The organism is Nocardia sp. NPDC057353, assembly GCF_042667085.1.
GTDB lineage: Bacteria > Actinomycetota > Actinomycetes > Mycobacteriales > Mycobacteriaceae > Nocardia.
Genome location: NZ_JBHVAK010000024.1, coordinates 25,667 through 52,151, shown reverse-complemented (window position 1 = coordinate 52,151; position 26,485 = coordinate 25,667). Strand labels below are relative to the sequence as shown.

The 26,485-nt window shown below is 72.5% G+C and carries 26 protein-coding genes and 1 riboswitch; of the genes, 11 read left to right on the top strand and 15 right to left on the bottom strand.

Annotated elements, in window-relative coordinates:
• Positions 1–77: 77 nt before the first annotated feature.
• Both ACFUUZ_RS15100 and ACFUUZ_RS15095 read right to left on the bottom strand, forming a co-directional pair.
• Complete coding sequence (locus ACFUUZ_RS15100) at positions 78–1,649, bottom strand: DUF2339 domain-containing protein (RefSeq protein ID WP_378696386.1); 1,572 nt, start codon at positions 1,647–1,649, stop codon at positions 78–80.
• 839 nt (positions 1,650–2,488) lie between these two features.
• Positions 2,489–2,941, bottom strand: a complete 453-nt coding sequence (locus ACFUUZ_RS15095) for a hypothetical protein (RefSeq protein ID WP_378696384.1) — start codon at positions 2,939–2,941, stop codon at positions 2,489–2,491.
• A gap of 280 nt (positions 2,942–3,221) precedes the next feature.
• Here ACFUUZ_RS15095 and ACFUUZ_RS15090 point away from each other — a divergent pair, with 280 nt between their 5' ends.
• Entirely contained in the window at positions 3,222–4,415 is a 1,194-nt protein-coding gene (locus ACFUUZ_RS15090) for a helix-turn-helix domain-containing protein (RefSeq protein WP_378696382.1), read from the top strand.
• Here ACFUUZ_RS15090 and ACFUUZ_RS15085 read toward each other — a convergent pair whose 3' ends face one another.
• The 4 genes from ACFUUZ_RS15085 to ACFUUZ_RS15070 form a co-directional block, all read right to left on the bottom strand.
• A complete protein-coding gene (locus tag ACFUUZ_RS15085) occupies positions 4,416–5,072 on the bottom strand; it encodes a DUF1707 domain-containing protein (protein WP_378696457.1) in 657 nt (218 codons plus the stop codon).
• 250 nt (positions 5,073–5,322) lie between these two features.
• Complete coding sequence (locus ACFUUZ_RS15080) at positions 5,323–5,955, bottom strand: response regulator (RefSeq protein WP_378696455.1); 633 nt, start codon at positions 5,953–5,955, stop codon at positions 5,323–5,325.
• Between the two features lie 23 nt (positions 5,956–5,978).
• Positions 5,979–7,172 (bottom strand): MacS family sensor histidine kinase, encoded by a 1,194-nt coding sequence (gene macS / locus ACFUUZ_RS15075; RefSeq protein ID WP_378696380.1) that lies wholly within the window; start codon positions 7,170–7,172, stop codon positions 5,979–5,981.
• Positions 7,150–8,421: an AI-2E family transporter gene (locus ACFUUZ_RS15070; RefSeq protein WP_378696378.1), complete on the bottom strand. Its 1,272-nt coding sequence runs from the start codon at positions 8,419–8,421 to the stop codon at positions 7,150–7,152. Before ACFUUZ_RS15070 ends, macS begins: the two co-directional genes overlap by 23 nt.
• Positions 8,422–8,531: 110 nt before the next feature.
• On the opposite strand from ACFUUZ_RS15070, the gene ACFUUZ_RS15065 reads away from it, so the two are divergent.
• From ACFUUZ_RS15065 to ACFUUZ_RS15055, 3 genes are all read left to right on the top strand, one after another.
• Complete coding sequence (locus ACFUUZ_RS15065; protein WP_378696376.1) at positions 8,532–10,052, top strand: adenylate/guanylate cyclase domain-containing protein; 1,521 nt, start codon at positions 8,532–8,534, stop codon at positions 10,050–10,052.
• A gap of 4 nt (positions 10,053–10,056) precedes the next feature.
• The gene (locus tag ACFUUZ_RS15060; protein WP_378696374.1) at positions 10,057–11,142 is read left to right on the top strand and encodes a YbhN family protein; all 1,086 of its coding nucleotides are present in this window, start codon (positions 10,057–10,059) and stop codon (positions 11,140–11,142) included.
• A 102-nt stretch (positions 11,143–11,244) separates the two neighbouring features.
• A complete protein-coding gene (locus tag ACFUUZ_RS15055) occupies positions 11,245–11,607 on the top strand; it encodes a DUF3054 domain-containing protein (protein ID WP_378696372.1) in 363 nt (120 codons plus the stop codon).
• Between the two features lie 31 nt (positions 11,608–11,638).
• Here the strand turns inward: ACFUUZ_RS15055 and ACFUUZ_RS15050 are convergent, their stop codons facing one another.
• The gene (locus ACFUUZ_RS15050) at positions 11,639–13,222 is read right to left on the bottom strand and encodes an NTF2-like N-terminal transpeptidase domain-containing protein (protein ID WP_378696370.1); all 1,584 of its coding nucleotides are present in this window, start codon (positions 13,220–13,222) and stop codon (positions 11,639–11,641) included.
• Between the two features lie 429 nt (positions 13,223–13,651).
• On the opposite strand from ACFUUZ_RS15050, the gene ACFUUZ_RS15045 reads away from it, so the two are divergent.
• Both ACFUUZ_RS15045 and aroQ read left to right on the top strand, forming a co-directional pair.
• A complete protein-coding gene (locus tag ACFUUZ_RS15045; RefSeq protein ID WP_378696368.1) occupies positions 13,652–14,230 on the top strand; it encodes a hypothetical protein in 579 nt (192 codons plus the stop codon).
• Between the two features lie 24 nt (positions 14,231–14,254).
• Positions 14,255–14,695, top strand: coding sequence for a type II 3-dehydroquinate dehydratase (gene aroQ, locus ACFUUZ_RS15040; RefSeq protein ID WP_378696366.1), 441 nt, complete (start codon positions 14,255–14,257; stop codon positions 14,693–14,695).
• Position 14,696: 1 nt separating this feature from the next.
• Here aroQ and ACFUUZ_RS15035 read toward each other — a convergent pair whose 3' ends face one another.
• The 7 genes from ACFUUZ_RS15035 to ACFUUZ_RS15005 all read right to left on the bottom strand — a co-directional run bounded on the left by ACFUUZ_RS15035 (position 14,697) and on the right by ACFUUZ_RS15005 (position 22,000).
• The gene (locus ACFUUZ_RS15035) at positions 14,697–15,140 is read right to left on the bottom strand and encodes a nitroreductase family deazaflavin-dependent oxidoreductase (RefSeq protein WP_378696364.1); all 444 of its coding nucleotides are present in this window, start codon (positions 15,138–15,140) and stop codon (positions 14,697–14,699) included.
• Positions 15,141–15,224: 84 nt separating this feature from the next.
• On the bottom strand, positions 15,225–16,481 hold the full coding sequence (locus ACFUUZ_RS15030; RefSeq protein WP_378696362.1) for an allantoate amidohydrolase: 1,257 nt from the start codon (positions 16,479–16,481) through the stop codon (positions 15,225–15,227).
• 46 nt (positions 16,482–16,527) lie between these two features.
• A complete protein-coding gene (locus tag ACFUUZ_RS15025) occupies positions 16,528–17,841 on the bottom strand; it encodes an FMN-binding glutamate synthase family protein (protein WP_378696360.1) in 1,314 nt (437 codons plus the stop codon).
• 11 nt (positions 17,842–17,852) lie between these two features.
• Positions 17,853–18,563, bottom strand: coding sequence for a protein glxC (locus tag ACFUUZ_RS15020; protein ID WP_378696358.1), 711 nt, complete (start codon positions 18,561–18,563; stop codon positions 17,853–17,855).
• On the bottom strand, positions 18,548–19,447 hold the full coding sequence (locus tag ACFUUZ_RS15015) for a glutamine amidotransferase family protein (RefSeq protein WP_378696356.1): 900 nt from the start codon (positions 19,445–19,447) through the stop codon (positions 18,548–18,550). Before ACFUUZ_RS15015 ends, ACFUUZ_RS15020 begins: the two co-directional genes overlap by 16 nt.
• 10 nt (positions 19,448–19,457) lie before the next feature.
• A complete protein-coding gene (gene glnT / locus ACFUUZ_RS15010) occupies positions 19,458–20,795 on the bottom strand; it encodes a type III glutamate--ammonia ligase (protein WP_378696354.1) in 1,338 nt (445 codons plus the stop codon).
• Positions 20,796–20,812: 17 nt separating this feature from the next.
• Positions 20,813–22,000, bottom strand: coding sequence for an NAD(P)/FAD-dependent oxidoreductase (locus tag ACFUUZ_RS15005; protein WP_378696352.1), 1,188 nt, complete (start codon positions 21,998–22,000; stop codon positions 20,813–20,815).
• A 273-nt stretch (positions 22,001–22,273) separates the two neighbouring features.
• On the opposite strand from ACFUUZ_RS15005, the gene ACFUUZ_RS15000 reads away from it, so the two are divergent.
• The 5 genes from ACFUUZ_RS15000 to ACFUUZ_RS14980 all read left to right on the top strand — a co-directional run bounded on the left by ACFUUZ_RS15000 (position 22,274) and on the right by ACFUUZ_RS14980 (position 25,622).
• Entirely contained in the window at positions 22,274–23,626 is a 1,353-nt protein-coding gene (locus ACFUUZ_RS15000; protein WP_378696350.1) for an ammonium transporter, read from the top strand.
• Positions 23,627–23,641: 15 nt separating this feature from the next.
• Positions 23,642–23,986 carry a hypothetical protein gene (locus tag ACFUUZ_RS14995; RefSeq protein WP_378696348.1) on the top strand — a complete coding sequence of 115 codons (345 nt, stop codon included), beginning with the start codon at positions 23,642–23,644 and terminating at the stop codon, positions 23,984–23,986.
• 7 nt (positions 23,987–23,993) lie between these two features.
• The gene (locus tag ACFUUZ_RS14990; protein WP_378696346.1) at positions 23,994–24,482 is read left to right on the top strand and encodes a hypothetical protein; all 489 of its coding nucleotides are present in this window, start codon (positions 23,994–23,996) and stop codon (positions 24,480–24,482) included.
• A 29-nt stretch (positions 24,483–24,511) separates the two neighbouring features.
• Positions 24,512–25,180, top strand: coding sequence for a helix-turn-helix domain-containing protein (locus ACFUUZ_RS14985; protein WP_378696344.1), 669 nt, complete (start codon positions 24,512–24,514; stop codon positions 25,178–25,180).
• Positions 25,181–25,229: 49 nt separating this feature from the next.
• A riboswitch (guanidine-III (ykkC-III) riboswitch) is annotated at positions 25,230–25,297 on the top strand.
• Positions 25,298–25,307: 10 nt separating this feature from the next.
• Positions 25,308–25,622 carry a DMT family transporter gene (locus ACFUUZ_RS14980; protein WP_378696342.1) on the top strand — a complete coding sequence of 105 codons (315 nt, stop codon included), beginning with the start codon at positions 25,308–25,310 and terminating at the stop codon, positions 25,620–25,622.
• A 3-nt stretch (positions 25,623–25,625) separates the two neighbouring features.
• On the opposite strand, the gene ACFUUZ_RS14975 is transcribed toward ACFUUZ_RS14980, so the two are convergent.
• The gene (locus ACFUUZ_RS14975; protein ID WP_378696340.1) at positions 25,626–26,429 is read right to left on the bottom strand and encodes an ArsR/SmtB family transcription factor; all 804 of its coding nucleotides are present in this window, start codon (positions 26,427–26,429) and stop codon (positions 25,626–25,628) included.
• Between the last annotated feature and the right edge of the window lie 56 nt (positions 26,430–26,485).

Genomic DNA, 26,485 nt, shown 5'->3' with positions numbered 1-26,485 from the left:
CGCCCTGATCCCAGTTCGAGGGCTGAGGCCGAAGGGCTGGAGCGTTGATCGCTCCAGCCCCTCGACATTCGGCTCGACTACTCGACCGTCGAGTTCTCCTGCTTCTCCCCCGCCGCCTCGGCGAAGGCGCGGGCGTAGCGGGTGCCCGCGAGCAGGAGGAGGACGCCGACGACCAGGAAGGCGAGGACGCGGACCAGGCCGTCGAGGGTGGCGAGGTCGAAAAGGAAGAGTTTGGCGAGGGCGGCGGCGGTGACCAGGAGGCCGGAGACCAGGGCGATCTTGGCGGCGCCTGGTGCCGTGGTGAGCAGGCGGAGGCCGTAGAAGAGCGCGGCGGTGGCGCCCGCCATCCAGAGGATGGTGGCAGCGCTGTGGCCTGCGACGAAGCCGTCCGCGGCGCCGGTCGCCACGCCGATGGAGACCGTGGTGACGGTGACGGCGTACAGCGCGACCAGCGCGGCCATGACGCCGAAGATGTAGTCCGCGTTGGTGTCCCGGTTCGGGGCGACGGTGCGCAGGCAGTGGAAGCCGAGGCCCGCCACGGCGACGGCGAGGACGGCGGCGATGGCGGTGGTGAAGCCGAGGTCGTCGACGGCGAGGCGCTGGACGGCCAGCGTTTCGGTGTTCGCCAGGGTGAAGAGCATGCCGGTGCCGAGGACGCCGAAGGCGGTGCCGAGCAGCGCGGCGAGCGTCGACTTCGCCTGGCCGCCGATGGCGAGGAAGCCCGCGGCGACGGCGAGCAGGGCGATCGGGAGCGTGTCCTCGGTGGTCACGGTCACGCAGGTGGCGAGCAGGGCCAGCGCGCCCGCCACGGCGGCGGTGGCCCTGGTGTGCAGCGGGATCCGCAGTGCGGCGGCGAATTTCGCGGAGGTGAGGGCGGCGGCGCCGAGCAGCGCGGTGGCGGTGGCGCCGGAGACGGCGGCCGCGGCGGGGCGGTCGAAGAGCGCGGGCATGCTCAGCAGCGGGACGGTGGTGAGGGCGAAGGCGACGGTGGCGACGATGTCCTTCGGGCGGCGGCGCACGTTGTCGGCCACGCCGGCGGCGCCGAGCAGGGCGATCGCGGTGGCGGCCGCCAGGATCCACAGCACGCGGGACCCGATGGGGTCGTTGATCACCGCGTCGCCGACGGCCCAGAGGGTGGCGAGGACGGCGGGCAGGGTGCGGGCGATCTGCAGCAGCGGCCAGTCGAAGCGGCGGTGCACGGGGAGGCAGGCGGCCATGAGGACGATGAGGAAGGCGACCAGGGCCAGGTCACCGGTGACGGCCGGGGAGAGCGCGGCGACGCCGGCGACCACCAGCACCGCGAAGGGTTGCGAGCGCCACTGCATGGCGAGGGCGACGCCGCCCGCGGCGATACCGAAGGCGACCGCGAGGCCGATGACCGGGTGCAGCCAGCCGTACAGGGTGGTCACGGCGAGGACGTCGAGGTAGCCGCCTGCGATACCGGTTGCGGCGAGCGCGATTCCGCCGACCCGGCCGCCCGCGCGGCCCGAGACCCTGACACCAGCGGCGACCAGCGCGGCGCTGAAAACGGCGCCCGCGAGCACCCGCGGGACCGGGCCGAACCAGCCTGCCTGGGCGGCCAGGACCAGCAGCATGACGACGCCGGTCAGTGTGACGGCGACGCCCGCGACGGCGAGCAGGCGGCTCACGACGCCCTCGCGCTGCCACCACGGTGGGGTGGTCCGCGGGGGGCGGGTGTACGGGGGCGGGTTTCCAGGCGGGCGCTGCCCGTAGGGCGGGATGTGCTGGCCGGGTGCGGGCCAGGGGGCTTGGGGGCGGGCTCCGGGCGGCATCGCACCGGGTGCGGGCCGCCACCCGGCCTGGGGGTGCGCCGCCATCGGGCCGCCTGCCGCCATCCGGGCGGGAGGCGGGACCGCCGGAGCACCTGCTGCCGGACCAGCCGGAGCGCCGGTCACCGAACCAGCGGGTGGCGGGACCGCCGGAGCGCCGGCAGGAACTGGCGGCACACCACCGGGCTTCGGCACCCCACCCGCAGGATTCGGCACGCCCGGATTCGGCGACGCACCAGCCGGGTTCGGCACAGCCGGATTCGGCGACGCACCAGCCGGATTCGGCGTATTACCGGTCGACGCACCGCTCACGGAGTTGTCACCGGCCGGAGTCTCCGGACCACCCGTCGCGGACGGCACCGCGCCCGGACCGGTCGCCGGAACGCCGGGAGAAGAACCGCCTGCGGCTGACTGCGTCGGAGCAGCACCGGGCACCGGACGCTTCCAGACGCCCGCCGGGTCGGCCGGAGCGGGGGCGGCGACCACCCCTTGGGCACTCGAAGAACCGACACCGGGCGCGATCTGACCGCGCAGCAGGTCGAGATCGCGCCCGAGTGCGCCCATGCGCGTACCCAGATCGGTGAACTCCCCGGACAACCGCGCGACCAGGGCCGGGTCGATGAGTGTGCTCATGGGTCCATGGTCGCCGCGGCGGCGTCCGGGGGGATGAGTAGAAACCCCCGGCACACCGCCGGGATCTACGCGGCGGTCATCCGGGTAACGGCGTGCACGGCGGCCAGCACCGCGCCGCGCGCGGGCATGGCGAGCGCACCCGCCCCGGGTTCACCGACCCAGTGGTAGCCGACGCCGGTGTCCGCGGTCGGCAGCATCACGTGACGCCCGCTCGGCACCACGGTCACCCGGTGTCCGGCGAGCGTGTGCCGCTCGCGAATGTCCAGCGGGGCGGCCGGGATCGGCGGGGTGACCAGGAACGTCCAGTTGCCCTCGCCGGGATCGGCGATGACCGGCGCGGTCCGCTCCCGCTCCAGCCGGTTCAGCACGGCGCGTCCCAACTCCGGCGGCATGACGACGGCGCCGAGCACCGAGCCGGTGCTCACGGTCGGGCGCCCGGCGAACAGCTGGACCGGCAGCCCGTAGCGGTGTCGCAGCAGGTAGGCCACATCGTGCGGGGAGTGACAGGATTCGAACATCGGCCTCATCCCTCCCCCGCGCCGCCGCTCCCGCGTAGCGGTAGGCCGCGCTGTCCCGGTGTCGCGGGCCACGTCGCGCGTTCGGCGCTTTCGGCCCCTACGAAGATCTGGGGATGGGTGATCATTCGCTTGCCCGCCCTTTGCGATAGTCAAAGTTGCAGAAAGGCAAAGGTATGTCAAAGACACGTCAACGAGTCGTACGCAATGTCCCACTCACCGCACCGGATGCGGCCTAGCGTCGTACCCTGAAACCTGGATGTAACAAAGGGGCAGGGTGGGTATGGACGATTCGGCGATCGGGGTACGGATCCGGCACTTCCGCGGCCGCGCGCTGACCCAGCGGCAGCTGGCGGACCAGGCCGGGGTCAGCGTCGACCTGGTGCGCAAGCTGGAGCAGGGCGGGCGGCAGACGGCGTCCATCGCGAGCCTGCAGAAGATCGCCCGCGCCCTCGACGTCGACATCGCCGACCTGATCGGCAAGAAGCAGGGCGGCGTCCCCTCCACCGACCCGGACGCGGGCATCGTCGCCATCCGCCGTGCCCTCACCCCGGTCGACGACCTGCTCGGCGCCGCCCCGGACGAGAGCTCCGCCGACCTGGAGGAGGGCCGCCGCGCGGTCGAGTACGCCTGGGGCGCCTACTGGACCGGCCGCTACGGCCTGCTCACCTCGCTGCTCCCGACCGGCCTCACCCAGCTGCGCGCGACGGTGCACGCGGCGCGCAACGGCTCGGTGGCCCCGGCGAACGAGCTGCTGGCCCGGATGTACTGGGTCACCGGCTGCACCCTGGTGCACCTCGGCCAGACCGATCCGGCCTTCCTCGCCATCCGGCAGGCGCTCACCGCGGCCGAGCTCGGCGCCGACCCGCTGCTGCTCGCCACCATTCGCGGCTCGGTCGCCTGGCAGTTGCTGGTGCAGGGGCGGTACGCGGAGTCGCGCGGGGTCGCGCTGCGCGCCGCCGCCGAGCTGGAGCCGGTGGGCGAGGTCGCCACCCCGCAGCTGGCCGCCTACGGCTCGCTGGTGCTGCAGGGCGCCACCGCCGCGGGCCGCGCGCAGGAGGTGCCGGAGGCGCTCGCGCTGGTGCAGGCGGCGGGCGAGGTGGCGCAGCGGATCGGCGCCGACCGGCGCGACTACGAGACCTACTTCGGCCCGTCCCAGGTGGTCATGCAGACCGTGGACGTGAACGTCTCGGCCGAGCGCTACCCGGAGGCGCTGGCGGCCGCCGCCACCATGCCGGAGAAGTGCGGGCTGCCGCAGGCATCCCGGGCCAGGCACCTCACCGACACCGCGGTCGCGCTCACCCGCACCGGCAAGCGCGGGCGCGCGCTGGACACCCTGCTCGACGCCGAGCGGGTCGGCGGCGCGGACTGGCTGGAGTACCAGACCCTGCCGCGGCACATCGTCTCCGAGCTGCTCGACCACGACCGCAGGCTGCCGCTGCGGACCTTCGCCCGCAGGCTCGGTGTGCACGCCTGATCAGCCGTGGTACCCCATCAGCCTGCGCCAGTGCGCGCTCATGGGGTGCTTCGCGGTGACCGAGCCGAAGCGGACGCGGCCCTGCACGATCAGGTGCAGCCTGCCGTAGGGCGGGCCGGTGCGCACCTTGTTGCTGATGCTGGAGCCGATCAGGTCGATATTGTTCAGGTCGACCGTGGCCTCGGTGGGGACGACGAGGGTGAGGCTGCTGCAGTAGTCGTCCAGGTGCAGCTCGACCACCTGGGTGGTCATGATCGCCTGGGTGAAGTCCAGGGTGACCGACGACATCCAGGAGTTGGAGCGCAGCACCGGCGCCACCTGCCAGCGGCCCCTGCGGGTGACGCCGGACATCTTGGCTCTGATCACCGAGCCCTGGTCGCCGATGACCGGCTGCGCGGGGCGGGGGGCGAAGGCGGGGCCGGGCGGCGGGTTGTTCACGAAGGGCGAGGAGGGCGCCGCCGGGCGACCGACCAGGCGCATGCCGGGCAGGTCGATGAGCACGGCGTTCAGCTCGCCGCGGGTCTTGGCGGCGAGCGCGGTGTCCATCCGCTCGGTGAACTCGCCGAGCGAGAGCATGCCGAGGCCGACGGCCCGCTGCAGCAGCTGCCCGACGTGCTCGCGCTCGGCGTCGGAGACCCGCAGCTCGCGATCGCTCACGCTGTGCGCGGGCCCGCCGTGGCCGCGCTCCGCGACCGCCTCGGGGACCGACCCGTGCCCGCCGCGCCCGGCGTGCGACGTCGTGCCCTGTTCGGGCTCGGCCTTGCGCATGCTGTGCGCGGGCTCGGCGGCCGGACCCGGCTCGCGCACGCGGGTCTGCTCGTCTGACTCTGTCTCGGACCCACCCATACTTCGAGATTACCGACGGAATCACCGCCGCGGCATCAGGGCGAACCCGGATACCGGCGTCCTACTCCAGGCCCTGCTCGATGGCGTAGCGGGTGAGCTCGACCCGGTTCGCCAGCTGAAGTTTGCGCAGCGTGGCCTGCACGTGGTTCTCCACCGTGCGGTGGCTGAGGTTCAACCTGCCCGCGATCTGCTTGGCGGAGAGCCCCTTGGCGACCATCCGCAGCACCTCGGTCTCCCGCTCGGTGAGCGCGGGGCGGTGCGGTTCGTCGGCGGTCTCCGGGGTGGTGGCGATCCGCCGGTACTCGCCGAGGACCAGCCCGGCCAGCCCGGGCGTGAAGACCGGCTGCCCGGCCGCGGTGGCGCGCACCGCCTCGATCAGCTCGGCGGCGGAGGCGCTCTTCACCAGGTAGCCGGTGGCGCCCGCCTTGATCGCCTCCAGGACGTCGTCGCGCTCGGCGGAGGCGCTGAGCACCAGCACCCGGCTGTGCGGGGAGACCCGGAGCACCTCGGCGGTGGCCTGCGCGCCGGTGCCGTCCAGCAGCTGCATGTCCATGAGCACGACGTCCGGCTGCACGGCCGCGGCCCTGCGTCCGGCCGTGCCGACGCCGTCCGCGGTGGCCGCGACGGTGAACCCCGCCTCGGTGAGATCGCGGGAGACCCCGTCGCGCCACATCGGGTGGTCGTCGACCACCATCACGGAAACGTCGCTCACGCTGTTCATGGTGCCACCCGCCGCACCGGCATCCGGAACTCCCACTCGGTCCCGAACCCGACCCCGCCGGTCTCCTCGGTGAGCAGCACCGCGGTGCCGCCGAGCGCGGCCAGCCTGCCGACGATGCTGCGCGACACCCCCAGCCGCCCCTCCGCCTCGGCCTCGGCCAGCCGCCCCGGCGCGATCCCGACCCCGTCGTCGCGCACGCTCACGATCAGCTCGTCCCCGGTGTCCTCCAGCAGCACATAGGCCTTCGCCTCCGCCCCGGCGTGCTGCGCGACGTTCGCCAGCGCATTGCGCACCGCGCCGTCCAGCTCCGCGGCGGCCGCGCGGTCGAGCAGCACCGGCTCGCCGGGGGTGGAGACCGAGACGTCGGGGCGGGCCTGCGCGGTGAGCAGCGGCCGCAGGTCGACCTCGTCGCCTGCGCCGCCGCGCGCCCGGCGCCCGCCCTGCTCGGAGAGCAGCACCCGCAGCGCCACCTCCTGCTCGCCGGCCCGGCGCGCGAGCTCCGCGGTGGGGCCCCCGATCTCGGTGCCGCGGCGCTTGATGTAGGCGAGCACCTGGAGGACGCCGTCGTGCACCTCGCGGGCGAGCCGCTCGCGCTCCTCGGCGGCGGCGGTGAGCCGCACCGCCCGCTCCACCTGGCCCTGTGCCCGGCGCGCGGTCTCCGCGGCGAGGCCGAGCGCGAGCCCGACCGAGACCAGCACCGGGACGGTGGCGTCGGCCCAGACGTCGTTGCCCCACTGGTCGCGCACGGTCAGCGCGACCGCGGCGATCAGCAGCCCGGAGAGCACCCCGGCCACCGGCCCGCGCAGGATGGCGGCGGAGATCACCGCGTTGGTGGCCCAGAGCGTGGTCGGCAGGGTCTGGTGGCCGTGGTACCAGTCGTAGTCGGCGACCAGCCGGGTGGCGGCGATGAGCAGGATCACGACCACGTGGTCGCCGACCACCACCCAGATCCGCAGCCGCTGCGCCACGTCGGGAAAGTGCCACTGCGAGAGCATGAGCGCGCTCACCCCGGACCACACCGCCATGAGCGCGATCAACACCCAGCTCAGCCGCTGGTTGGTGTAGTTCGGCACCGAGGCGACCTGCTGCCCGATCGCGTAGAGCAGGGTGACGAGGCGGAAAGCCTGCGCGGCGCGCCAGAGTGGGGCGACGGCGGCGTCCGTCGCGTCAGCTCGGTTCGGGTCGCGCATCGGCGCTGTCCGTACCGGGGCCCGCGTCCTCGCCCTTGCGCAGCCGGACCTTCGCCACCTCCCCGGCGGCGATGGTGCCCAGCTCGAGCCGGTCCGGGGCGGGCATGTCGTCCGGCTCGGCATCGTAGAGCCCGTGTTCGGCGGTGACGGTGTGGATTTCGGAGAACATCTCCTCCGGCTCCCCGGCGAGCAGCGAGCGAATGGCCGTGTTCAACACCGCGACCAGGGGCACCGCGAGCAACCCGCCGACGATCCCGCCGAGCACGACGCCCGCGGTGATCGCCAGCACCACCGCCAGCGGGTGGATGCTCACCGCGCGGCCGAGCAGCAGCGGTTGCAGCACGTGCCCTTCCAGCTGCATGACCGCGATGATGATGCCGAGCACGATCAGCGCGGTGACGAAACCTTTGGTCACCAGCGCGATGAAGACCGCGATGGAACCGGCCAGGAAGGCGCCGATGATCGGGATGAAGGCGCCGACGAAGACCAGCGAGGCGAGCGGGAGGGCGAGCGGCACCCCGAGGATCGCCAGCCCGGCGCCGATGCCGACGGCGTCCACCGCGGCGACGACGACGGTCGCCCGGACGAAGCCGACCAGCGAACCGAAGCCGAGCAGCCCCGCGGTGCGCACCCTGGCGCGCTGCCCGGTCGGCACGATCCTGGTGACGAACTCCCAGATCTGGTCGCCGCTGTAGAGGAAGAAGATCAGGATGAACAGGGTGAGGAAGGTGCCGGTGAGGATGTGCCCGACCACCGTCGCGGTGGTGAGCGCGCCGCTGGTCAGGCTGTCCTGATTGGACTCGATGGCCCGGACGATGGTGTCGCCCGCGCCCCGGATCTGGTCGTCGCTGAGCTGCGCCGGGCCGTGGATCAGCCAGTCCTGGATGGTGTGGATGCTGTTCGTGACCTCGTCGGAGAGCTGCGGCACGCCGTCGACGAACTGCTCGACCACGAAGGTCAGGATCCCGGCGACCAGCCCGATCGACCCGAGCAGCGTGACGGAGACCCCGACCGCCCGCGGCAGCCCGCGGCGCTGCATCCAGTCCACCAGCGGGGCGAGCAGCGCGGCGGCGAGCAGCGCGATGGCGAGCGGGATGACCACGGTCGCCATCCGCTGCACGATCATGGCGAGCGCGAGGAAGGCGACCAGGATCACCAGCAGCCGCCAGGCCCACTCCGCGCTCTGCCGGACCAGCGGGTGCACCGCGTCCGCGGGCCGCCGCGCCTGCTCCGCCCCTGCCTCGGTCATTCCGCGAGCGTATCCGCCGCACCCGCCGCCTGCCGTGCGCCCGGATTCGAAACGCTAGATTGTGTGACGTGTCGGCGCCCCTCGAAGCAATCGCAGCGGTCAAACAGACCATGCGAACGCGGTGGCCGATCTACCTGACCTCCATGCTGCTGGCGAATGCCTTCGGCGCCATCCTGGTCTGGGCCTTCATCCAGTACGGGCTGCCGGTCCCCGAGGGCGAGCAGAGCGGCGCGCGGCGCACCGGGCTGCTGGTCCCTGCCATCGTCTTCGGCGCGGGCGGGGTGCTCAGCCTGACCGCCTCGGCGCTCATGCTGCGCCCGGTCATGCGCTGGCAGATGCGCGGCGGGCCGCCGAGCAGGCGCGAGCAGATGGCCGCGCTGCACGCCCCGCTGCGCCAAGCCATCGTGCACCTGCTCATCTGGCTGGTCGGCGGCGCGATCCTGACCGCCTTCATCCTGCTGGACTCGCCGGAGCTGGCGCTAGCGGTGATCGTCACCCAGTGCATGGCGGCGACCATCGTCTTCGGCTTCACCTACATGCTGGGCGAGCGGATCCTGCGCCCGGTGGCGGCACAGGCGCTCACCGAGGGCACCTTCGACCACACCCTGACGCCCGGCGTCGGCACCAGGATGGCGATGACCTGGGGCATGGGCACCTTCGCGCCGACCATCGCGATCGTGCTGCTCTGCGTCACCCAGATCTCCTCGGACGTGAAGTTCTCCGCGCAGTCGCTGGCCGTCTCCATCCTGCTGCTCTGCGGCGTGGTGATCCTGCAGGCGCTGGCTTTGTCCATGCTCACCGGCTCCAGCATCTCCGACCCGGTGCGCCAGCTCAGCCAGGCCATCGACCGGGTGCAGGCCGGCTCGGTGGACGTGCAGGTCGAGGTGTTCGACGGCAGCGAGATCGGGCTGCTGCAGGTCGGCTTCAACCGGATGATGGAGGAGGCGGCCAAGCGCCGCCAGCTGCAGGAGCTCTTCGGCAGGCACGTCGGCGAGGAGGTCGCGCAGCGCGCGCTCGACTACGGCACCGAGCTGGGCGGCGAGACCAGGTTCGTCGCGGTGCTCTTCGTGGACATGGTCGGCTCCACCGCCACCGCCGCCGAGCGGCCGCCGACCGAGGTGGTCAGCCTGCTCAACGAGTTCTTCCGGATCGTGGTCGACGTCATCGACCGGCACCACGGCTTCGTGAACAAGTTCGTCGGCGACGCCGCGCTCGCCATCTTCGGCGCCCCGCTGGACCGCCCGGACGCCCCCACCGCCGCGCTCGCCGCGGCCCGCGAGCTGCGCGAGACGCTGCGCGGGGTGCCCGGCCTCGACATCGGCATCGGGGTCTCCGCCGGGTTGGCGGTGGCGGGCAATATCGGCGCCGCCAACCGCTTCGAGTACACCGTGATCGGCGACCCGGTGAACGAGGCCTCGCGCCTGACCGAACTCGCCAAGGACCGCCCGGAGCGGGTACTGGCCTCGGGCAGTGCGCTGTACTTCGCCGACGACGCCGAGCAGAGCTTCTGGGTCACCGGCGAGGAGGTCCAGCTGCGCGGAAGGCGCCGGATGACGCTGCTGGCCTGGCCGCGGGAGGGGGCGGGGGCGAGCGGCGATGCCGACCTGGAACAGGCGCGTTGGATAGGCTGAGACAGTGACGGCCAACGGCGATCGGGTGCAGACCCCGGCGCGCCGTGCCCCGAAGCGCTCGGCCCGTTCCCGCTGGCTGCGCTTGACCCTGGGGACCGCGGTGCTGGCGCTGCTCGTCGGCGAGGGCATCTACCTCTGGCCGCGGCTGCACGAGAGCTGGCAGAAGCTCACCGAGATCCACTGGGGCTGGGTGGCGCTCTGCGTCTTCCTGCAGGCGCTCTCCATGAGCGGCTTCGGCCGGGTGCAGAAGCAGCTGCTGCGCGCGGGCGGGGTGATGGTGAGCCAGCTGCGCTCGGTGGCCGTGGTCTACGGCGCCACCGCCATGTCGGTGACGCTGCCCGCCGGGCAGGTCTTCTCCACCGCCTTCACCTACCGGCAGACCAGGCGCTGGGGCGCCAACCCGGTGGTCGCCTCCTGGCAGCTGGTCTTCTCCGGGGTGGTCGCGGCCGCCGGGCTCGCGCTGCTCGGGGTGAGCGGCGCCATCCTGGCGGGCGACCGGATCGGCCCGGCCCAGCTGGTGCTCTCGCTGGCCGCGGTGGCGGCGCTGGTCACCGCGGGCAACTACCTGGCGCGCAGGCCCGGCTCGCTGGAGGCGCTGCTCCGGCGCGCGGTCGGGGTGGTCAACCGGGTGCGCAAGCGGCCGCCGGAGAACGGCGTCGCCAAGGTCAGGGAGGTGCTCGGGCAGCTGGAGTCGGTGCGGCTGAGCCCGCGCGACGGCGCGCTGGTCGGGGTGTGGGCGGTGGTGCACCGGCTCGCCGACGTGGCCTGCCTCGGCGCCGCCTGCTACGCCATCGGCGGCGACCCGGTGTGGGCCGGGCTGCTCATCGCCTTCGCCGCGGGCAAGGCGGTCGGCTCGATCCCGTTCGCGCCCGGCGGCATCGTCTACGTGGACGCCACCCTGATCTACGCGCTGACCGCCGCCGCCGGGCTGCCCGCGGCGCAGGCCGTCGCCGCCGCCTTCGTCTACCGCGCGGTGAGTTTCGTGCTGGTCGCGATCGTCGGCTGGATCGTCTTCGCCTTCCTCTTCCGCACCCCGCACGCCGACGAGGCGGAGTACGAGCGGGAGTTCGAATCCCGCCGCCCGCTCTGACCCGGCCGGGCGGCCCGCGCGTCGACCACCGGAGGTTGCCCGCGAGCCCGGTCGGCCTGCCGCGCTGAGTGCGGGCCCGATCTGTCGGTACCCTCGGAGCCCGTGAGGACCCTGGTGCCGCTGCTGGTCGACGTCGTGCTGGTGATCCTGTTCTGCGCCATCGGCAGGCGCAGCCACGAGGAGGCGGTGCTGGCCGGGCTGCTGCGCACGGTGTGGCCGTTCGCCGCCGGGCTCGCGCTCGGCTGGCTCGGCGCGCTGCTGCTGGCCAGGCGCACCGCCGCCGCCTTCGACGGCTCGGCGCTCTGGCCGACCGGTGTGCTGATCTGGGCGGTCACGCTGGCGGGCGGAATGGCGCTGCGCGCCGTCTCCGGTCAGGGCACCGCCTTCAGCTTCGTGCTGGTCGCGGCCGGGGTGCTGGCGCTCTTCCTACTCGGCTGGCGCGCCGCGGTCTCCGCACTGGGCTGACCTGTCCCTGGCCGGCCGCGCGGAGCCGGGGTCAGGAGTCCGGGGCGGCGAGCGACTGCAGCATGCGGGCCGCCATCCGCGCGGCGGCATTGCCGCTGTCGACCGCGTCGATGTGGATGGCGAAGGCCAGGTCGCCCATGGTGGCGAGGAGCCAGCCGTCGGCGCCCGCGGTGGCGGTGAGCCCGGTGACGTCCCGGTAGCCGCGCACCGGGGCGAAGTCGGGGCGGTCGGTGCCCTCGCGCAGCAGGCCGCGCAGCCGGTCGACCATTTCCGGGTTCAGCCCGCCGAGCGGGGCGTCGGTGGCCCCGGGGCGGCCGACCTCGATCATCGGCGGCGCCAGCGCCCCGCGCGCCACCGCCGCGGTGGCGATGGCCATGCCGAACGGGCTGGCCAGGATGGCGTCGCCGCCGCCGTTCTGGCTCACCTGCTCGGCGCCGCGGCCGCCGGGCAGCCGCCCGGTGACCTCGTCCAGCCCGGGCACCTGGAAATCGACCCCGACCCCGAGCAGCGCCGCCGCGTCGGCGGCCTCCTGCCCGGTGACCTCCTGCGGCGGCTTCCCGTGCGCCACCGAGGCGACCTGGCGGAACAGCTCCGAGGTGCCGCCGACCGGGTAGAGCCCGGTGAAGGCGACCGGCCCGTGCTCGCTGGCCTGGCTGTTCTGCGCCACCGCGACGACGGCGCCGCTGGACGGCTGGATGGCGACGATCGAGGCGGGCGTCGCCGAGCTGACCACGGCGTCCTCGGCGGCGCGCTGCAGCCGCTGGTCCATGGTGGCCGCGATGTCCGGCCCCGGCGGGCCCTGGAAGCCCGCGACCTGCCCGGCGAACTTCCCGTCCGGCTCGAAGAGCTGCACGCCCCAGCCGGAGTGCGCCTCCTGGCTCTCCTGCTGCACCTTGCGCAGCGCGTCCAGCATGGGCGACCAGACCCTGCGGTCGGCGGAGATCAGCCGCGGCTGCTTCTCGATCACGACGCCGGGCACCGCGACCAGGTCGGACTCCAGGATCGCGAAGTCGCCGTCGCGCAGGTTCACCGCGACCACCGGCTTGCCCTGCGAGGTGGCGAGCTGCTGCATGAGCGAGGGGCCGGTGATCAGCGGGGCCACCGGCTCGATGACGCGGGCCAGCGCGTCGGTGGAGGCCACCGGGTCACCGATCCGGGCCGGGTCCAGCTTGACCACGTTGATGTTCTGCTCGGTCATCAGCGGCGCGCCCGCGATGTCGACGACCTTCGGCGCGGGCGCGGGCAGCGTGCGGACCAGCCGGACCGTGCGGTTGTTCTGCAGCGGCGGCATGACGACGCTCGGCTCCCAGGAGATCCGCCAGCCGATGGCGAGCTTGCGCACATTGCCCTGCAGCGAGTAGCGCCACTCCTTGTTCTCGCCGAACGACCAGTCGACGTCCATGCTGTACATCCCCGACTCGCCGTCGAGGCCGATGAACTGGGTCTTGGTGTAGTCGACGGTGCCGGGATCCAGCCCCTCGAACATTTGCTTGAGGGTTGCCGAAGCGGCGGCGGGGTAGGAGGTCAGCTGCGCGGCACCGGAGTAGTCCCGGTCGTCGAGCAACTCGGTGAACCGTTCGACCACCGCCTCCGCCTCGTTCGCCTGCTCGTGCACACCGCATGATCCCATCGCGATCGCGACAGCCGCGACGCCAACGAGCGCCAGGGCGCTCCGGAGGCGAAAGCGACGGGATCCCCACACATCCATGTCCGCCCACTCTTCACTCTTGTCACTTCAGCAACAAGACAACCGTATTCGACCAGTCTCCGCAGGCGACCTCGAGCACCGGGGACGCCACGCATGCTCAGCACCTTCATTGTGCCCCAACCCGGCGAGCCGGGGGCCGATCATGACCTTCGCCCGGCGCAGTCGAGACAACCGGCGCCGCTACCGTACCGGCCGCGCCGCGCGGGCGGGCCACCAACCGCCCGCTTCGGCGTTTCGGGTGGAGCCCGGGCGTGTTCGCGCTGAGCAGAACCCGGTAAGCCCCGTAGCGACGTAATCTTGTAATCACTGCAATACAGCGGACAGGTAGGTGACGTCATGGGACACGGACAGCGACGCGGGTTCGGCAGGCCGGGCGGGTGGCAGCAGGCCGATCTCCCGGATGCGGCGGATGCAGCCGATTGGTTTGCCGGAAGATTGCCGCAGGAGTGGTTCGTCGGCGCGCCGACGCTGGAGATCGACCGCGACGAGATCGTGGTGGTCGGCGAGCTCCGGCTGACGCCGCCCGGCGACGAGCCCGGCGAGGGCGCGGAGATCCCGGCCGCGACGAAGGAGGGCGCGATCGCGCGGTTCCGCGAGGGCACCCGCTCGGCGCGCATGCGGATCGCGGAGGAGGCGCAGCACCGCTACCGCCGCAATGTCGCATGGGGCATCACGGTGGACGGCGAGCGCATCCTCTTCACCCACCTGGCGGTGCCGGTGATGACCCGGCTGCGGCAGCCGGAGCGCAAGGTGCTCGACACCCTGGTCGACGCCGGGGTCGCGCGGTCGCGGGCGGACGCGCTGGCCTGGACGGTCCGGCTGGCGGGCAAGCACGCCGAATCCTGGCTGGCGGAGCTGCGCACGGCCATGAAGACCGTGGACGACCTGCGCGCCGAAGGGCCGAAGGACCTGTGAGCGCCGCCCGGTAGGGTGGCCCACATGTCCGCTCACGGCCCGATCCTGGTGCTCAACGGCCCGAACCTGAACATGCTCGGCACCAGGCAGCCCGAGGTCTACGGCTCGGACACCCTGGACGACGTGGTCGCGCTCTGCCGCAGGACCGCCGAGCGGTACGGCCGCGAGGTCACCGCCTTCCAGTCCAACTCCGAGGGGGCGCTGATCGACCGGATCCACGCCGCGCGCGGCGTGGAGTCCGGGATCGTGATCAACCCGGGCGGGCTCACGCACACCTCGGTGGCGCTGCGCGACGCGCTGGTGATCCCGGAGTTGCCGATCGTGGAGGTGCACATCAGCAATGTGCACGCCCGCGAGGAGTTCCGGCACCACTCCTTCGTCTCGCCGATCGCGACGGCGGTGGTGGCCGGGATGGGCGTCTTCGGCTACGCGGCCGCGATCGAGTTCCTGATCCGGCGCGGCTGAGTCAGCTCAGCCGGAAGACCGGGAAACCGGGCGCGATCCCGGCCAGCTGCTCGTCGGTGGCGTTCTTGTCGATGCCGTCGAAGAAGCGGCCGACCTCCCAGCCCCAGCGGCGCAGGTACTCGCGGAGCAGCGGGTTCTTCTCCGCGTCCGGCACCTCGACCGCGGTGAACGGCTGCACCCTGCGGCCGAGCCGCAGCTCGCCGCCGCCCGCGGCGCGCAGGTTGCGCGCCCACTGGGTGTGGCCGCGCGGGGAGACCAGGTAGCGGACGCCGTCGATCTCCATCGGGTTCACCGGGACGGTGCGCCACTCCCCGCTCTTGCGGCCGCGCACGGCGAGTTCCTGGGAGCCGGCCAGGCTGATGCCCCACCGCGCGAGCTTGCGCACGAGCCGGTTGAAGAGGTTGTCGCCGCCTGCGGGGGCGAGGTAGCGGGTCTCGGCGTTCATGATCTCTCCTCTGTGAGCACTGCTCTCTGTTGAGAGAAGTGTTCCACGAGGTGCGGCACCGAGTCAAGAGCAGTGCTCTCTGTTTCAGCGGACCCAGGCCGCCATCACCTCCGCCAGCGCCGCCGCGCCCCGGTGGCAGTCGACCGCATCGGCGAACTCGTGCGGGGAGTGCGAGACGCCGGTCGGGTTGCGGACGAAGAGCATGGCGGTCGGGACCCGCTCGGCCAGTACGCCCGCGTCGTGGCCCGCGGCGGTGGGGATCACCGGGACGTCCCCGAGGTGCGCGAGCGCGGCGCTCAGCTTCGCGCGCGGTTCGGGCGGGAACTCGACGATCGGTGAGCGGGATTCGGCCGCGGCCGCGAAGCCGATGCCGTCCGCGCCTGCCGCCCGCGCCGCCAGTTCCTCGATCTCGGTGACCAGGGCGGTGAGCGTGGCCTCGTCGGCGGCGCGGGCGTCCAGCCAGGCGCGCACCGCCGAGGGGATGGCATTGGTGCCGTTCGGGGCGACCAGCACCTTGCCGAAGGTGGCCACCGCGCGGTGCTTCTCGGCGGTGCTGCGGGCGGCGTGCACGGCGGTGGCGAAGGTGAGCATGGGGTCGCGGCGGTCGACCAGGCGGGTGGCGCCCGCGTGGTTGGCCTCGCCGGTGAAGGTGAATTCCCAGCGGCCGTGCGGCCAGATCGAGGAGGCGAGCGCGATCGGGCGGTCCACCAGGTCGAGCGCGCGGCCCTGCTCGACGTGCAGCTCGACGAAGACGCCGATCCGCCGCTCCAGCAGCGGGTCGGGGCCGAGCGCGGCGGGGTCGCGGCCCGCGCGGCGCAGCGCCTCGGCCAGGGTGATGCCGTCGCCGTCGCGCAGCCGCAGGGCCCGCTCCGGGGTGAGCGCGCCCGCGCTGAGCTGGGAGCCGATGCAGGCGACGCCGAAGCGGGCGCCCTCCTCGTCCACGAAGCAGGTGACCGCGATCGGGCTGCGCGGGGTGATGCCCCGCGCGCGCACCAGGTCGACCGCGGCGAAGGCGGAGACCACGCCGAGCGGGCCGTCGAAGGCGCCGCCGTCCGGGACCGAGTCCAGGTGCGAGCCGGTGACGAAGGCGTTCTCCGGCTCCCCGGTCCAGCCGGGCGGGAGCCACCAGGCCCAGAGGTTGCCGTTGCGGTCGACCTCCACGTCCATGCCGCGGGCCGCCGCGCAGCCGGTGAACCACTCGCGCAGCGTGAGATCGGCGTCGGCCCAGGCGAATCGCCGATACCCGCCGGTCCGGGGGTCACGACCGACGGTCGAGATCTGGCCCCACAGGGGGTCGAACGCCCGCGCGGCATTCGCCACCGCGAACAACCCGGTCACCACGCTGCCCTGGTCAGCAGGCCCGAGGCAGGGCGCATGCGCACGCCCCTCACCCCACCGCTCCGGGGATCCAGGAGGTGCCAGCGAGCGGCACCCGCGCCATGGCCGACGCCTCGACGGTCAGCGCGACCAGATCCTCCGGCTCCAGGTTGCGCAGGTGCGACTTCCCGCAGGCGCGGGCGAGGGTCTGCGCCTCCATGGTCAGCACCCGCAGGTAGTTGGCGAGGCGACGGCCGCCCGCGACGGGGTCGAGCCGGGCGGCGAGCTCCGGGTCCTGGGTGGTGATCCCGGCCGGATCACGCCCCTCCTGGAAGTCGTCGTAGCTGCCCGCCGCGCTCCCGAGCGCGGCGTACTCGGCGGCGTAGCGCGGGCTGTTGTCCCCGAGCGCGATGAGCGCGGCGGTGCCGATCGCCACCGCGTCCGCCCCGAGCGCCATCGCCTTGGCCACGTCGGCCCCGGTGCGGATCCCGCCGGAGACGATGAGCTGCACCTTCCGGTGCACCCCGAGCTCCTGCAGCGCCTGCACCGCCTGCGGGATCGCGGCCAGCGTCGGAATCCCGACGTGCTCGATGAACACCTCCTGGGTGGCGGCGGTGCCGCCCTGCATCCCATCCACCACCACCACGTCCGCCCCGGCCTTCACCGCGAGCTTGACGTCGTAGTAGGTGCGGCTCGCCCCGACCTTGATGTAGATCGGCTTCTCCCACTGCGTGATCTCGCGCAGCTCCAGGATCTTGATGGCGAGGTCGTCCGGCCCGGTCCAGTCCGGGTGCCTGCAGGCGCTGCGCTGGTCGACGCCGCGCGGCAGCGTGCGCATCGCCGCGACCCGCTCGGTGATCTTCTGCCCGAGCAGCATGCCGCCGCCGCCCGGCTTGGCGCCCTGGCCGAGCACGATCTCGATGGCGTCGGCCTGCCGCAGGTCGTCCGGGTTCATCCCGTACCGCGAGGGAAGGTACTGGTAGACCAGGTTTTTCGACTGGCCGCGCTCCTCGGGTGTCATGCCGCCGTCGCCGGTGGTTGTCGAGCTGCCCATGGCGCTCGCGCCGCGGCCGAGCGCCTCCTTGGCCTGGCCGGAGAGCGCGCCGAAGCTCATGCCCGCGATGGTGATCGGGATGTCGAGGTGCAGCGGGTGTTTCGCGTTGCGGTCGCCGAGCACCACATCGGTGGCGCAGCGCTCCCGGTATCCCTCCAGCGGGTAGCGCGACATGGAGGCGCCGAGGAAGAGCAGGTCGTCGAAGTGCGGCAGCCTGCGCTTGGCGCCCCAGCCGCGGATGTCGTAGATGCCGGTCTCGGCCGCGCGCTGGATCTCGGCGATCACGCCGCGGTCGAAGGTGGCGGATTCCCTCGGCAGGGTTCCGGTCATCGGGGGCCTCCTCAGTACGCGGTCGCGTTGTCGACGTGGAAGTGGTACAGCTCGCGGGCCGAGCCGTAGCGGGTGAACTCGGCCGGGTCGGCGTCGAAACCGGCCGCGGCCAGCAGCTCGGCCAGCTCGGCGCGGTGCTCGGGGCGCAGCTCCTTGCGCACGCAGTCGGCGCCGAGCGAGGCGACCCGGCCGCGCACGTAGATCCTGGCCTCGTAGAGCGAATCCCCCAGCGCCTCACCGGCATCGCCGAGCACGACCAGCCTGCCCGCCTGCCCCATGAAGGCGCTCATGTGCCCGATGTCGCCGCCGACCACGATGTCGACGCCCTTCATCGAGATCCCGCAGCGCGCACCGGCATTGCCCTCGATCACCAGCAGCCCGCCGTGCGCGGTGGCGCCCGCCGACTGCGAGGCGTCGCCGCGCACCCGCACGGTGCCGGACATCATGTTCTCCGCCACCCCGACCCCCGCGCTGCCGTTGACGGTGACGGTGGCGTGCTGGTTCATGCCCGCGCAGTAGTAGCCGACGTGGCCCTCGACGGTGATGTCGATGTCCGCGTTCAGCCCACAGGCCAGGGCGTGCGCCCCGCGCGGGTCGGTGATGGTCAGCGTGGCCGGGTGCTCCGGCGAGGCCAGCAGCGCGTTCACCGCGCGCACCCCTTCGGCCGTCGCGTCGATAATGCAGGCAGCAGGTGCAGGCTCTGAGATCACGGTCGGCGCCATACGTACACCTCTTCCGGTTCGGGTTCGAAGATCCTGGCGTCGGCCACGCCGGGCAGCTCGGCCAGCGCGCGGTACTCCGACGCCATCGCCACCCAGCGATCGGTCTCCGCGACGATCGCGGGCTTGCAGGAGATGGCGTCGCGGACGACCGCGAAGGAGTCGGCGGTCGAAACCAGCAGCGTGTAGAAGCCGTCGAAGACCTCGTTGAGCAGCAGCAGCGCCTTCTCCAGGTCGGCGCCCGCGGCCAGCTGCTGCGCGACGAACCGCGCCCCGACCTCGGTGTCGTTCTCGCTGTCGAACTCGACGCCCGCGCGTCGCAGCTCGTGCCTGATGCTCATGTGGTTGCTGAACGACCCGTTGTGCACCAGGCACTGCCCCGGCCCCACCGAGAACGGGTGCGACCCCTCCGCGGTCACCGCCGACTCGGTCGCCATCCTGGTGTGCGCCACCCCCTGCCACCCCTGCGCCGCGGGCAGCCCGAAGCGGTGCGCCAGCTCGGTCGGGTTGCCGACGCCCTTGAGCACGGTCAGGTCGGCGCCGAAGCCGATCACCCTGGCCGCGGGCACGGCCGCGCGCACCGCCGCGACCAGCGGTTCGTGCGCCACCGGCCCGTGCAGCACCACGGTGGGGGCCAGGTCGTGCGCCTCGACCGGCGCGCCGAGCGCGGCGCTCAGCACCGCCGCCAGCTCCGCGGCCTGCAGCGGGCTGTCCAGCACCGAGACGGTGGTGTGCCCCGGCGGCGACCAGACCGGGTCGCCGTAGACCGCCATCCCGGCCGAGTCCGGCCCGCGGTCGCACATCTGGTCCAGCATCCCGGTGAGCAGCTCGCCCAGCCGGGGGTAGAGCGTGGCATCACGCAGGTGAAGCCCGACGATTCCGCACATGGCGCTCCTCTCAGAAGGCGGTGAGGTAGGTGTCGATCTCCCAGTCCGAGACCGTGTTGTGCCAGGCGAAGAACTCCTCGCGCTTGGCCTGGGCGAAGTAGGCGGCGACGCCGGGGCCCGCGATGTCGAGCGCGCCGGTGAGCACCGGGTCGGCCTCCAGCGCGTCCATGGCGTGCACCAGCGTCATCGGCAGGTCGGCGGCGGCGCCCGCGCCGAGCGGGCCCGGGTGCGCGGCGCGCTCGACCCCGTCCAGCCCGGCCGCGATGGTGGCGGCGGCGGCCAGGTACGGGTTGGCCGAGCCGTCGGCGCCGCGCAGCTCGACCCGGTTGCCGTCCGGCACCCGGAGGAAGTGCGTGCGGTCGTTGCCGCCGTAGGTGGCGCGCCGCGGCGACCAGGTGGCGCCGCTGGTGGTCGAGGTGGCGCCGGTGCGCTTGTAGGAGTTCACCGTCGGCGCGATCACGCCCTGCAGCGCGCAGGCGTGGTCCAGGATGCCCGCCACGAACGAGTACGCCAGCGGCGAGAGCCCGAGCCCCTGCGGGTCGGCACCGGGGAAGAGCGGGGCATCGCCGCGCCACAGCGACAGGTGCAGGTGCATGCCGGAGCCGGTCCGGTCGGTGAACGGCTTGGGCATGAAGGTCGCGGTCATGCCGCGCTTCTCGGCGATCACCGAGAGCAGGTAGCGGGCGGTGATCACCCGGTCGGCGGTGGTCATGGCGTCGGCGTAGTCGAAGTTCTGCTCGAACTGGCCGTTGCCGTCCTCGTGGTCGCTGGCGTAGTTGCCCCAGCCGAGCGCGTTCATCGCCGTCGAGACCTCGGTCAGGTGGTCGTACATCCTGGTGACGTCGCGGGCGTCGTAGCAGGGCTGGGCGCTGATGTCGGCGGCGTCCGCGGTGGCCAGCCTGCCGCTCGCCCGGTCGACCAGGAAGTACTCGATCTCCGCGCCGACGTTCACCGCGTACCCCATGGCCGCGGCGCGGGCCAGTGTGCGCTGCAGGATCACCCGCGGCGCGAACGGCCACGGCGTGCCCTCGACGTGCGGGGTGCAGTGCACCAGCGCCAGCCCGGGCCGGACGAACGGGATCGGGGTGAACGAGCCGGGGTCGGGCAGCGCGACCAGGTCGGGGTCGCGCGGCTGCTGGCCCATCATCCCCGCGGCGTACCCGGCGAAGCCGACGCCGTCCTGCTCGAGCTGGTCGATCGCCTGCACTGGAACCAGCTTGGCGCAGGGCTTGCCGGAGAGCGTGGTGAAGAGCGCGAGCACGAAGGTGGTGCCCGCCTCCGCGGCCAGTTCGCGCAGCGACGGGGTGGTGGTCGGGAGGGTGGACACGGTGGCGGTGTCGGCGGACATGCGGGTGCTCCTGGTGGTCAGCGCATCTCGCCTGCGCCGAGGTACGGGTGCGGGCTGGTGAGCGGCGCACCCTCGGCGAAGCGGCTGAGGCGGAAATCGGCGGGGTCGACGTTGGGCAGGGTGGTGGCGCCGTCGAGCAGCAGCTCGGCGGCGAGCCGCCCGACGGCGGGCGAGATCTTGAAGCCGTGCCCGGAGAAGCCGGTGGCCAGGAAGAGCCCGGGCAGCGGGGCGGGGCCGATGATCGGGTTGTAGTCCGGGGTCACGTCGTAGGCGCCGACGTAGCTGCCGGTGACCCGCGGGTCCGGCATGGCGGGCAGCCGGTGGTCCAGCTTGCCGATCACCGTCTCGACGGTGCTGTCGTCGGCGCGGTCCTGGTAGTCGTCCGGGTCGAGGTACTCGACCTCGGTGTGGTCGCTGTTGCCCGCGAGCAGCTCGCCGTTCGGTTCGCGGCACAGGTACTGCAGGCTCGCGAGGTCGGAGAGGACCGGGACCTCGGGGGTCGGCTCGCCCTGGTCGACCAGGACCAGCTGGGCACGCTGGGCGCGGACCGGGACCTCGAGGCCGAGCGGCGCGGTCAGCGCGGGCACCCACGGTCCGGCGGCCAGGATCACGGTGCCCGCCGCGATGGTCTCGCCCGCGGTGGTGCGCACGCCGGTGACGCTGTCGCCGGTGCGCAGCAGCTCCGCGACCTCGGTCCCCTGCCGGATCCGGACCCCGAGCCTGCGCGCGGCGGCGGCGTAGGCCATGCCGGTGAGGTACGCCTCGCCGCGGCCGCCGAGCGGCTCGTGGGCGAAGGCGGCGAAGTCGTCCAGCCGCAGCCCGGGCCAGAGCTCGGCCATCTCGTCGTGGCCGATGAAGTCGACGTCGATGCCGAGCTGTTGCTGCATGGCCACATTGGCCTTCAGCGGGTCGACGTTCTCCGGGCCGACGCCGACCACGTAGCCGCAGCGGCGGAAGCCGAGGTCGTCGTCGAGGATGTCGCGCGCCGCGCCGAACACTCCGACGCCGTACCAGGACATGGCGGCCAGCGACGGCACCCCGTAGTGGCAGCGCACCACCCCGCTGGACTTGCCGGTCATCCCCGAGCACAGCGTGGCCCGCTCCAGCACGAGCACGTCGGTGACGCCCCGGTCGGCGAGCGACCAGGCGATGGCCAGCCCCTCCAGCCCGCCCCCGACGACCAGGTACTCGGCGGTCTCACCCATGAACCCGTCCTCGTTTCTCATGTCGTGAATCAATGTGTAATCACATGAAACTATCGGCCCGTGACGCGGCGGTCGCGCGGCGGTTACGAACACGTTGCGCCGTTCACCCCTACCCGCGTGCGCGTTGCCGGTGCGAACCGGTCGAATCGGACCGGGATTAACTCGCGGTTCACCGGACGACCATCGCGCGCAACATTCGACGGCGTTTACTGCTGTTCAACCGCACTCGGCTGCGGCCGCAAAGATCCGGCACGACGGACGTAGGTGAGTTCAATGACAGAAGCCCTGGCGGCGGCCAATACCGCCTGGATTCTCGGCGCGTTCACGGCGGTGGCCCTGATGGTCGCGGGCCTTGCGCTGTTCTACGGCGGCATGGTGAGCGTCCGCAGCACACTGAACATGGCGATGATGGTCTTCGGCGCGCTGGCCGTTGTCGGCGTGCTGTGGATCCTCTTCGGCTACTCCGCCGCCTTCGGCGACTCGGTGGGCGGGCTGCGGCTGATCGGCAACCCGCTGGAGTACTTCGGCTCCTCGAAACTCCTGGAGGCACCCGCGGAGCCGGGCATCCCGCCCGCGCTCTTCTCCGCCTTCCAGCTGCTCTTCGCCGCCATCACGGTGGCGCTCATCGCGGGCGCCGTCGCCGACCGGATGAAGTTCGGTTCCTGGATGCTCTTCGCCGGGCTCTGGGCCACGCTGGTCTACTTCCCGGTGGCGCACTGGGTCTTCGCCTTCGACTCCGCCGACGGCTCGGTCCAGGGCGGCTGGATCGCCAACACGCTGCAGGCGGTCGACTTCGCGGGCGGCACCGCGGTGCACGTCAACGCCGGTATCGCCGCGCTCGCGCTGATCCTGGTACTCGGCAGGCGGGCGCTCTTCCCGCACGCGCCGCGGCCGCACAGCCTCCCGCTCACCATGCTCGGCGCGGGCATCCTGTTCTTCGGCTGGTTCGGCTTCAACGCGGGCTCCGCGCTGGCCGCGGGCAACAGCGCCGCGGTCGTCGCGCTGAACACCCTCGCCGCCGCCTGCGCGGGCATCTGCGCCTGGCTGGTCGTGGAGAAGCTGCGGCACGGCCACGCCACCTCGCTCGGCGCCAGCTCCGGGCTGATCGCCGCGCTGGTCGGCATCACCCCCGCCTGCGGCGCGGTCTCCCCGCTCGGCGCGCTCGCCGTCGGCGCCGTCTGCGGCGCCGTCTGCTGCCTGGCGATCACCATGAAATACCGCTTCAAGCTGGATGATTCGCTCGACGTCGTCGGTATCCACCTGGTCGGCGGCATCATCGGCACCCTGCTCATCGGCCTGCTCGCCGACCCCGCCGCCCCCAGCGGCGCCACCGGCCTCTTCTACGGCGGTGGCTTCGGGACGCTCGGCAAGCAGACCGTCGCGGTCCTCGCCGTCGTCGCCTACTCCTTCATCGTCACCTTCCTGATCGCCAAGGTCATGGACATGACCATGGGGCTGCGGGTGCCCGCCGACGCCGAGACCGAGGGCGTCGACGTGGTCGTGCACCGGGAGAGCGCGTACGTGCTCGAGGCGGTCGAGATGGCCGACGGTCGGGTGGAGCCGGTCGCGGCCGTCGTCGCCGCGGAGGTGATCACCGAGAAGGCCGCCACCCCCGCCACCACGTAGGTTTCACGGAGAACAGTGAGCCGCACCGCGTTCGCGCAGTGCGGCTCACTGCTGTTCGGCGCGAACCCTGGTTGTAAACCTGCCCTTGACAGCAGGCGGCATCGTAAAGGTAACCTTGACGGCGTGGAGATATCGGACTCTGCTCGCAAACATGCCGTGGCCGATGCCGACATCCTCCACGCCTGGGAGAACGCTCTCCGGTACATCGAACTCGAGATGTACGGCGAGGACCGGCTGTTGGTCCTCGGCCCGAATCGCGCCGGCCGGATGTTGGAGCTGATCGCCGTTCCCGCGGACGGCCCTGCTCGAATAATCCACGCCGACACCATGAGAGCCAAGTTCCACAAGTATCTGAGGTGATGCCGCGATGACCATCATGAACAACGGAAGGCGCTCCGGACACAAGCCGTCGACCACGCTGTTGGCGTCGGCGGTCGCCCCGCGGCGTCCTACCCTCTCGGCCGACATCAGGCGTGAATTCGCCGCGACCTTCCTCGTGGCCTACTCGAGCGCCGCGGCGGGCCGCCGCGGTTCCCGCGTCGGCCCGGAAGTCCTGTGCAGGCAGTTGCTGACGACATGGGCCGAAGACAGCGCACCGACGGCGCCGCCGCCCTCGGAGCCCGCCCCCGGCGACCTCGATACCGTTCTGGAGCAGCTGAATCCAGACAGCACCCCGGCCCGGGACGCGGCGCACTTCCGGCACATCATCGAGGCCCGCAAGAAGCTGGCCGCGGCGGAGGCCGAGCTGCGGTCGGCCGTGAAACAGGCCAGGGCGGCCGGGGATTCCTGGACGGTGATCGGCGCGGCCCTCGACACCTCGCGGCAGGCCGCGTTCCAGCGGTTCGGCAAGGAGTAGCCATCGACCCGACCTCTAGACTCCAAGACATGCGCGAACCGGCCCGGCGACAGGAGCACCGCGACACCGGTGACCCGGCTCCGGTCGACCGCGAGATCCCGCGGGACGTGCCGACGGCCGCCGGTCTGGAGCAGGTGATCGGGCGGCAGGTCAGGAGCCTGCGGCTGGCGGGCAGCATGTCGGTGGTGGAGCTGGCGGCCAAGGCCGGGATCTCCAAGGCCATGCTGTCGAAGATCGAGAACGCGCAGACCTCGTGCAGCCTCGGCACGCTGGCGGGGCTGGCCAAGGGGCTGGACGTGCCGGTGACGTCGCTGTTCCGCGGTGCCGACGCCACCCGCGAGGCGGTGTACACCCGCTCCGGCAGCGGCGCGGTGATCGTCGGCCGCGGGACCAGGGTGGGCCACCACTACGAGCTGCTCGGCGCGCTGCGCGGCCAGCACAAGCGGCTGGAGCCGGTGCTGGTGACGCTCACCGAGGCCAGCGAGACCTTCCCGCTCTTCCAGCACGCGGGCACCGAGCTGCTCTACATGTTGGAGGGCGTCATGGTCTACGGCCACGGCGACTCCGAATACACCCTCCGCCCTGGTGATTCACTCCTACTGGACGGCGAGGGCCCGCACGGCCCGAACGAGCTGGTCCGGCTGCCCATCCGCTTTCTCGCGATCACTGCCTACCCGGACAACCACGTCGAGCGGTGACCCCGGTCGCCATTGTTTGCCGCCACGCACCCCGTGTGACACGGTGGAGGTAGAGCCCCGGACCAGGGGCTTCCGGACGAGGGGTGCCGTACCCGGAGTGCGACAAGACGGCCCGAGGAGGGTCGTCATGTCGTGGCTGCTTCTGGTGATCTCCGGCGTCCTGGAGGCGGTGTGGGCCACCGCGCTCGGCCGCTCCGAAGGCTTCACGAAGCTCACCCCGTCGCTGGTCTTCGCGGTGGCGCTGCTCGCGAGCATGGCCGGGCTGGCGTTCGCCATGCGGGAGCTGCCGGTGGGCACCTCGTACGCGGTGTGGGTGGGGATCGGCGCGGTGCTCACCGTGGTCTACGCCATGCTCACCGGCGCCGAGTCCGCCTCGATCGCCAAGGCGCTCTTCCTGGTGATGATCGTGGGCGGGGTGGTCGGGCTGAAGCTCGTGCACTGAGCCTCACTCGGACAGCCGCAGCTCCTCGCCGGTCTCCAGCAGCGACTTGAGGCCGGAGAGGATGCTGGGCCAGCCGCCCTGGATGCCCTCGAGCACCGGGCTGCCCGGCGCGAAGCCGTCGTGCACCACGGTCAGCTTCACCACCTCGCCCTGCTGCTCCAGCTCGAAGGTGACGGTGGAGCGCGGGTCGTCGGCCCAGCGCGGGAGGTCGTCGGCGGGCAGCTCGACCTCGGCGGCGAAATCGGCGTCGATGCTGTGCCAGGTGTAGGCGAGCAGCCGGTACGGCTCGGCCCGCACCACAACCTGGCTCTCGTCCTCGTGCGACCAGCCGCCGAGCGACCAGCGCATGGTGGAGCCGGGCTGCCAGTCGGTGTCGAAGGTGGCGCCCCAGTACCGGCTGGTGAAGGCCGGGTCGGTGAGCGCCTGCCAGAGCTTCTCGGGCGTGGTGCGGATGTAGGTGGTGTAGACGAAGGCGGTGTCGGTGGTGGTCATGGGAGCCTCCAGAGCTTCCTTGAGATCGGCGAGCACGCGCACGCGCCCGCGGTGGTAGCGATCGATCCAGCGTTCGGTGATGGCGTCGAGCGGGGCGGCATTGAGGTGGTGCAGCTTCTCCCGGCCGCGGCGCCTGGTGGCGACCAGGTTCGCCGCCTCCAGCACCGCGAGGTGCTTGCTCACCGACTGCCGCGCCATGTCCAGCCCCGCGCAGAGCTCGCGCAGGGTCAGCCCGTCGGCGGCGCGCAGCGAGTCGAGCAACCGGCGCCGGGTGGGGTCGGCGAGTGCGCGGAAGACCGCGTCGTCCTGCTCCATACCGTCCTTCCAATAGGCAACCTCCCGGCTGCCTGTTCGACAATAGGCAGCCGAAT

What these genes read in the sequence shown, in the direction of transcription:
- ACFUUZ_RS15095 (WP_378696384.1), bottom strand. Translation starts at nt 2,941, where the DNA reads ATGTTCGAATCCTGTCACTCCCCGCACGATGTGGCCTACCTGCTGCGA.
- ACFUUZ_RS15090 (WP_378696382.1), top strand. Translation starts at nt 3,222, where the DNA reads ATGGACGATTCGGCGATCGGGGTACGGATCCGGCACTTCCGCGGCCGC.
- ACFUUZ_RS15080 (WP_378696455.1), bottom strand. Translation starts at nt 5,955, where the DNA reads ATGGTGGTCGACGACCACCCGATGTGGCGCGACGGGGTCTCCCGCGAT.
- macS (WP_378696380.1), bottom strand. Translation starts at nt 7,172, where the DNA reads ATGCGCGACCCGAACCGAGCTGACGCGACGGACGCCGCCGTCGCCCCA.
- ACFUUZ_RS15070 (WP_378696378.1), bottom strand. Translation starts at nt 8,421, where the DNA reads ATGACCGAGGCAGGGGCGGAGCAGGCGCGGCGGCCCGCGGACGCGGTG.
- ACFUUZ_RS15065 (WP_378696376.1), top strand. Translation starts at nt 8,532, where the DNA reads ATGCGAACGCGGTGGCCGATCTACCTGACCTCCATGCTGCTGGCGAAT.
- ACFUUZ_RS15045 (WP_378696368.1), top strand. Translation starts at nt 13,652, where the DNA reads ATGGGACACGGACAGCGACGCGGGTTCGGCAGGCCGGGCGGGTGGCAG.
- aroQ (WP_378696366.1), top strand. Translation starts at nt 14,255, where the DNA reads ATGTCCGCTCACGGCCCGATCCTGGTGCTCAACGGCCCGAACCTGAAC.
- ACFUUZ_RS15035 (WP_378696364.1), bottom strand. Translation starts at nt 15,140, where the DNA reads ATGAACGCCGAGACCCGCTACCTCGCCCCCGCAGGCGGCGACAACCTC.
- ACFUUZ_RS15025 (WP_378696360.1), bottom strand. Translation starts at nt 17,841, where the DNA reads ATGACCGGAACCCTGCCGAGGGAATCCGCCACCTTCGACCGCGGCGTG.
- ACFUUZ_RS15020 (WP_378696358.1), bottom strand. Translation starts at nt 18,563, where the DNA reads ATGGCGCCGACCGTGATCTCAGAGCCTGCACCTGCTGCCTGCATTATC.
- ACFUUZ_RS15015 (WP_378696356.1), bottom strand. Translation starts at nt 19,447, where the DNA reads ATGTGCGGAATCGTCGGGCTTCACCTGCGTGATGCCACGCTCTACCCC.
- glnT (WP_378696354.1), bottom strand. Translation starts at nt 20,795, where the DNA reads ATGTCCGCCGACACCGCCACCGTGTCCACCCTCCCGACCACCACCCCG.
- ACFUUZ_RS15005 (WP_378696352.1), bottom strand. Translation starts at nt 22,000, where the DNA reads ATGGGTGAGACCGCCGAGTACCTGGTCGTCGGGGGCGGGCTGGAGGGG.
- ACFUUZ_RS15000 (WP_378696350.1), top strand. Translation starts at nt 22,274, where the DNA reads ATGACAGAAGCCCTGGCGGCGGCCAATACCGCCTGGATTCTCGGCGCG.
- ACFUUZ_RS14990 (WP_378696346.1), top strand. Translation starts at nt 23,994, where the DNA reads ATGACCATCATGAACAACGGAAGGCGCTCCGGACACAAGCCGTCGACC.
- ACFUUZ_RS14985 (WP_378696344.1), top strand. Translation starts at nt 24,512, where the DNA reads ATGCGCGAACCGGCCCGGCGACAGGAGCACCGCGACACCGGTGACCCG.
- ACFUUZ_RS14980 (WP_378696342.1), top strand. Translation starts at nt 25,308, where the DNA reads ATGTCGTGGCTGCTTCTGGTGATCTCCGGCGTCCTGGAGGCGGTGTGG.
- ACFUUZ_RS14975 (WP_378696340.1), bottom strand. Translation starts at nt 26,429, where the DNA reads ATGGAGCAGGACGACGCGGTCTTCCGCGCACTCGCCGACCCCACCCGG.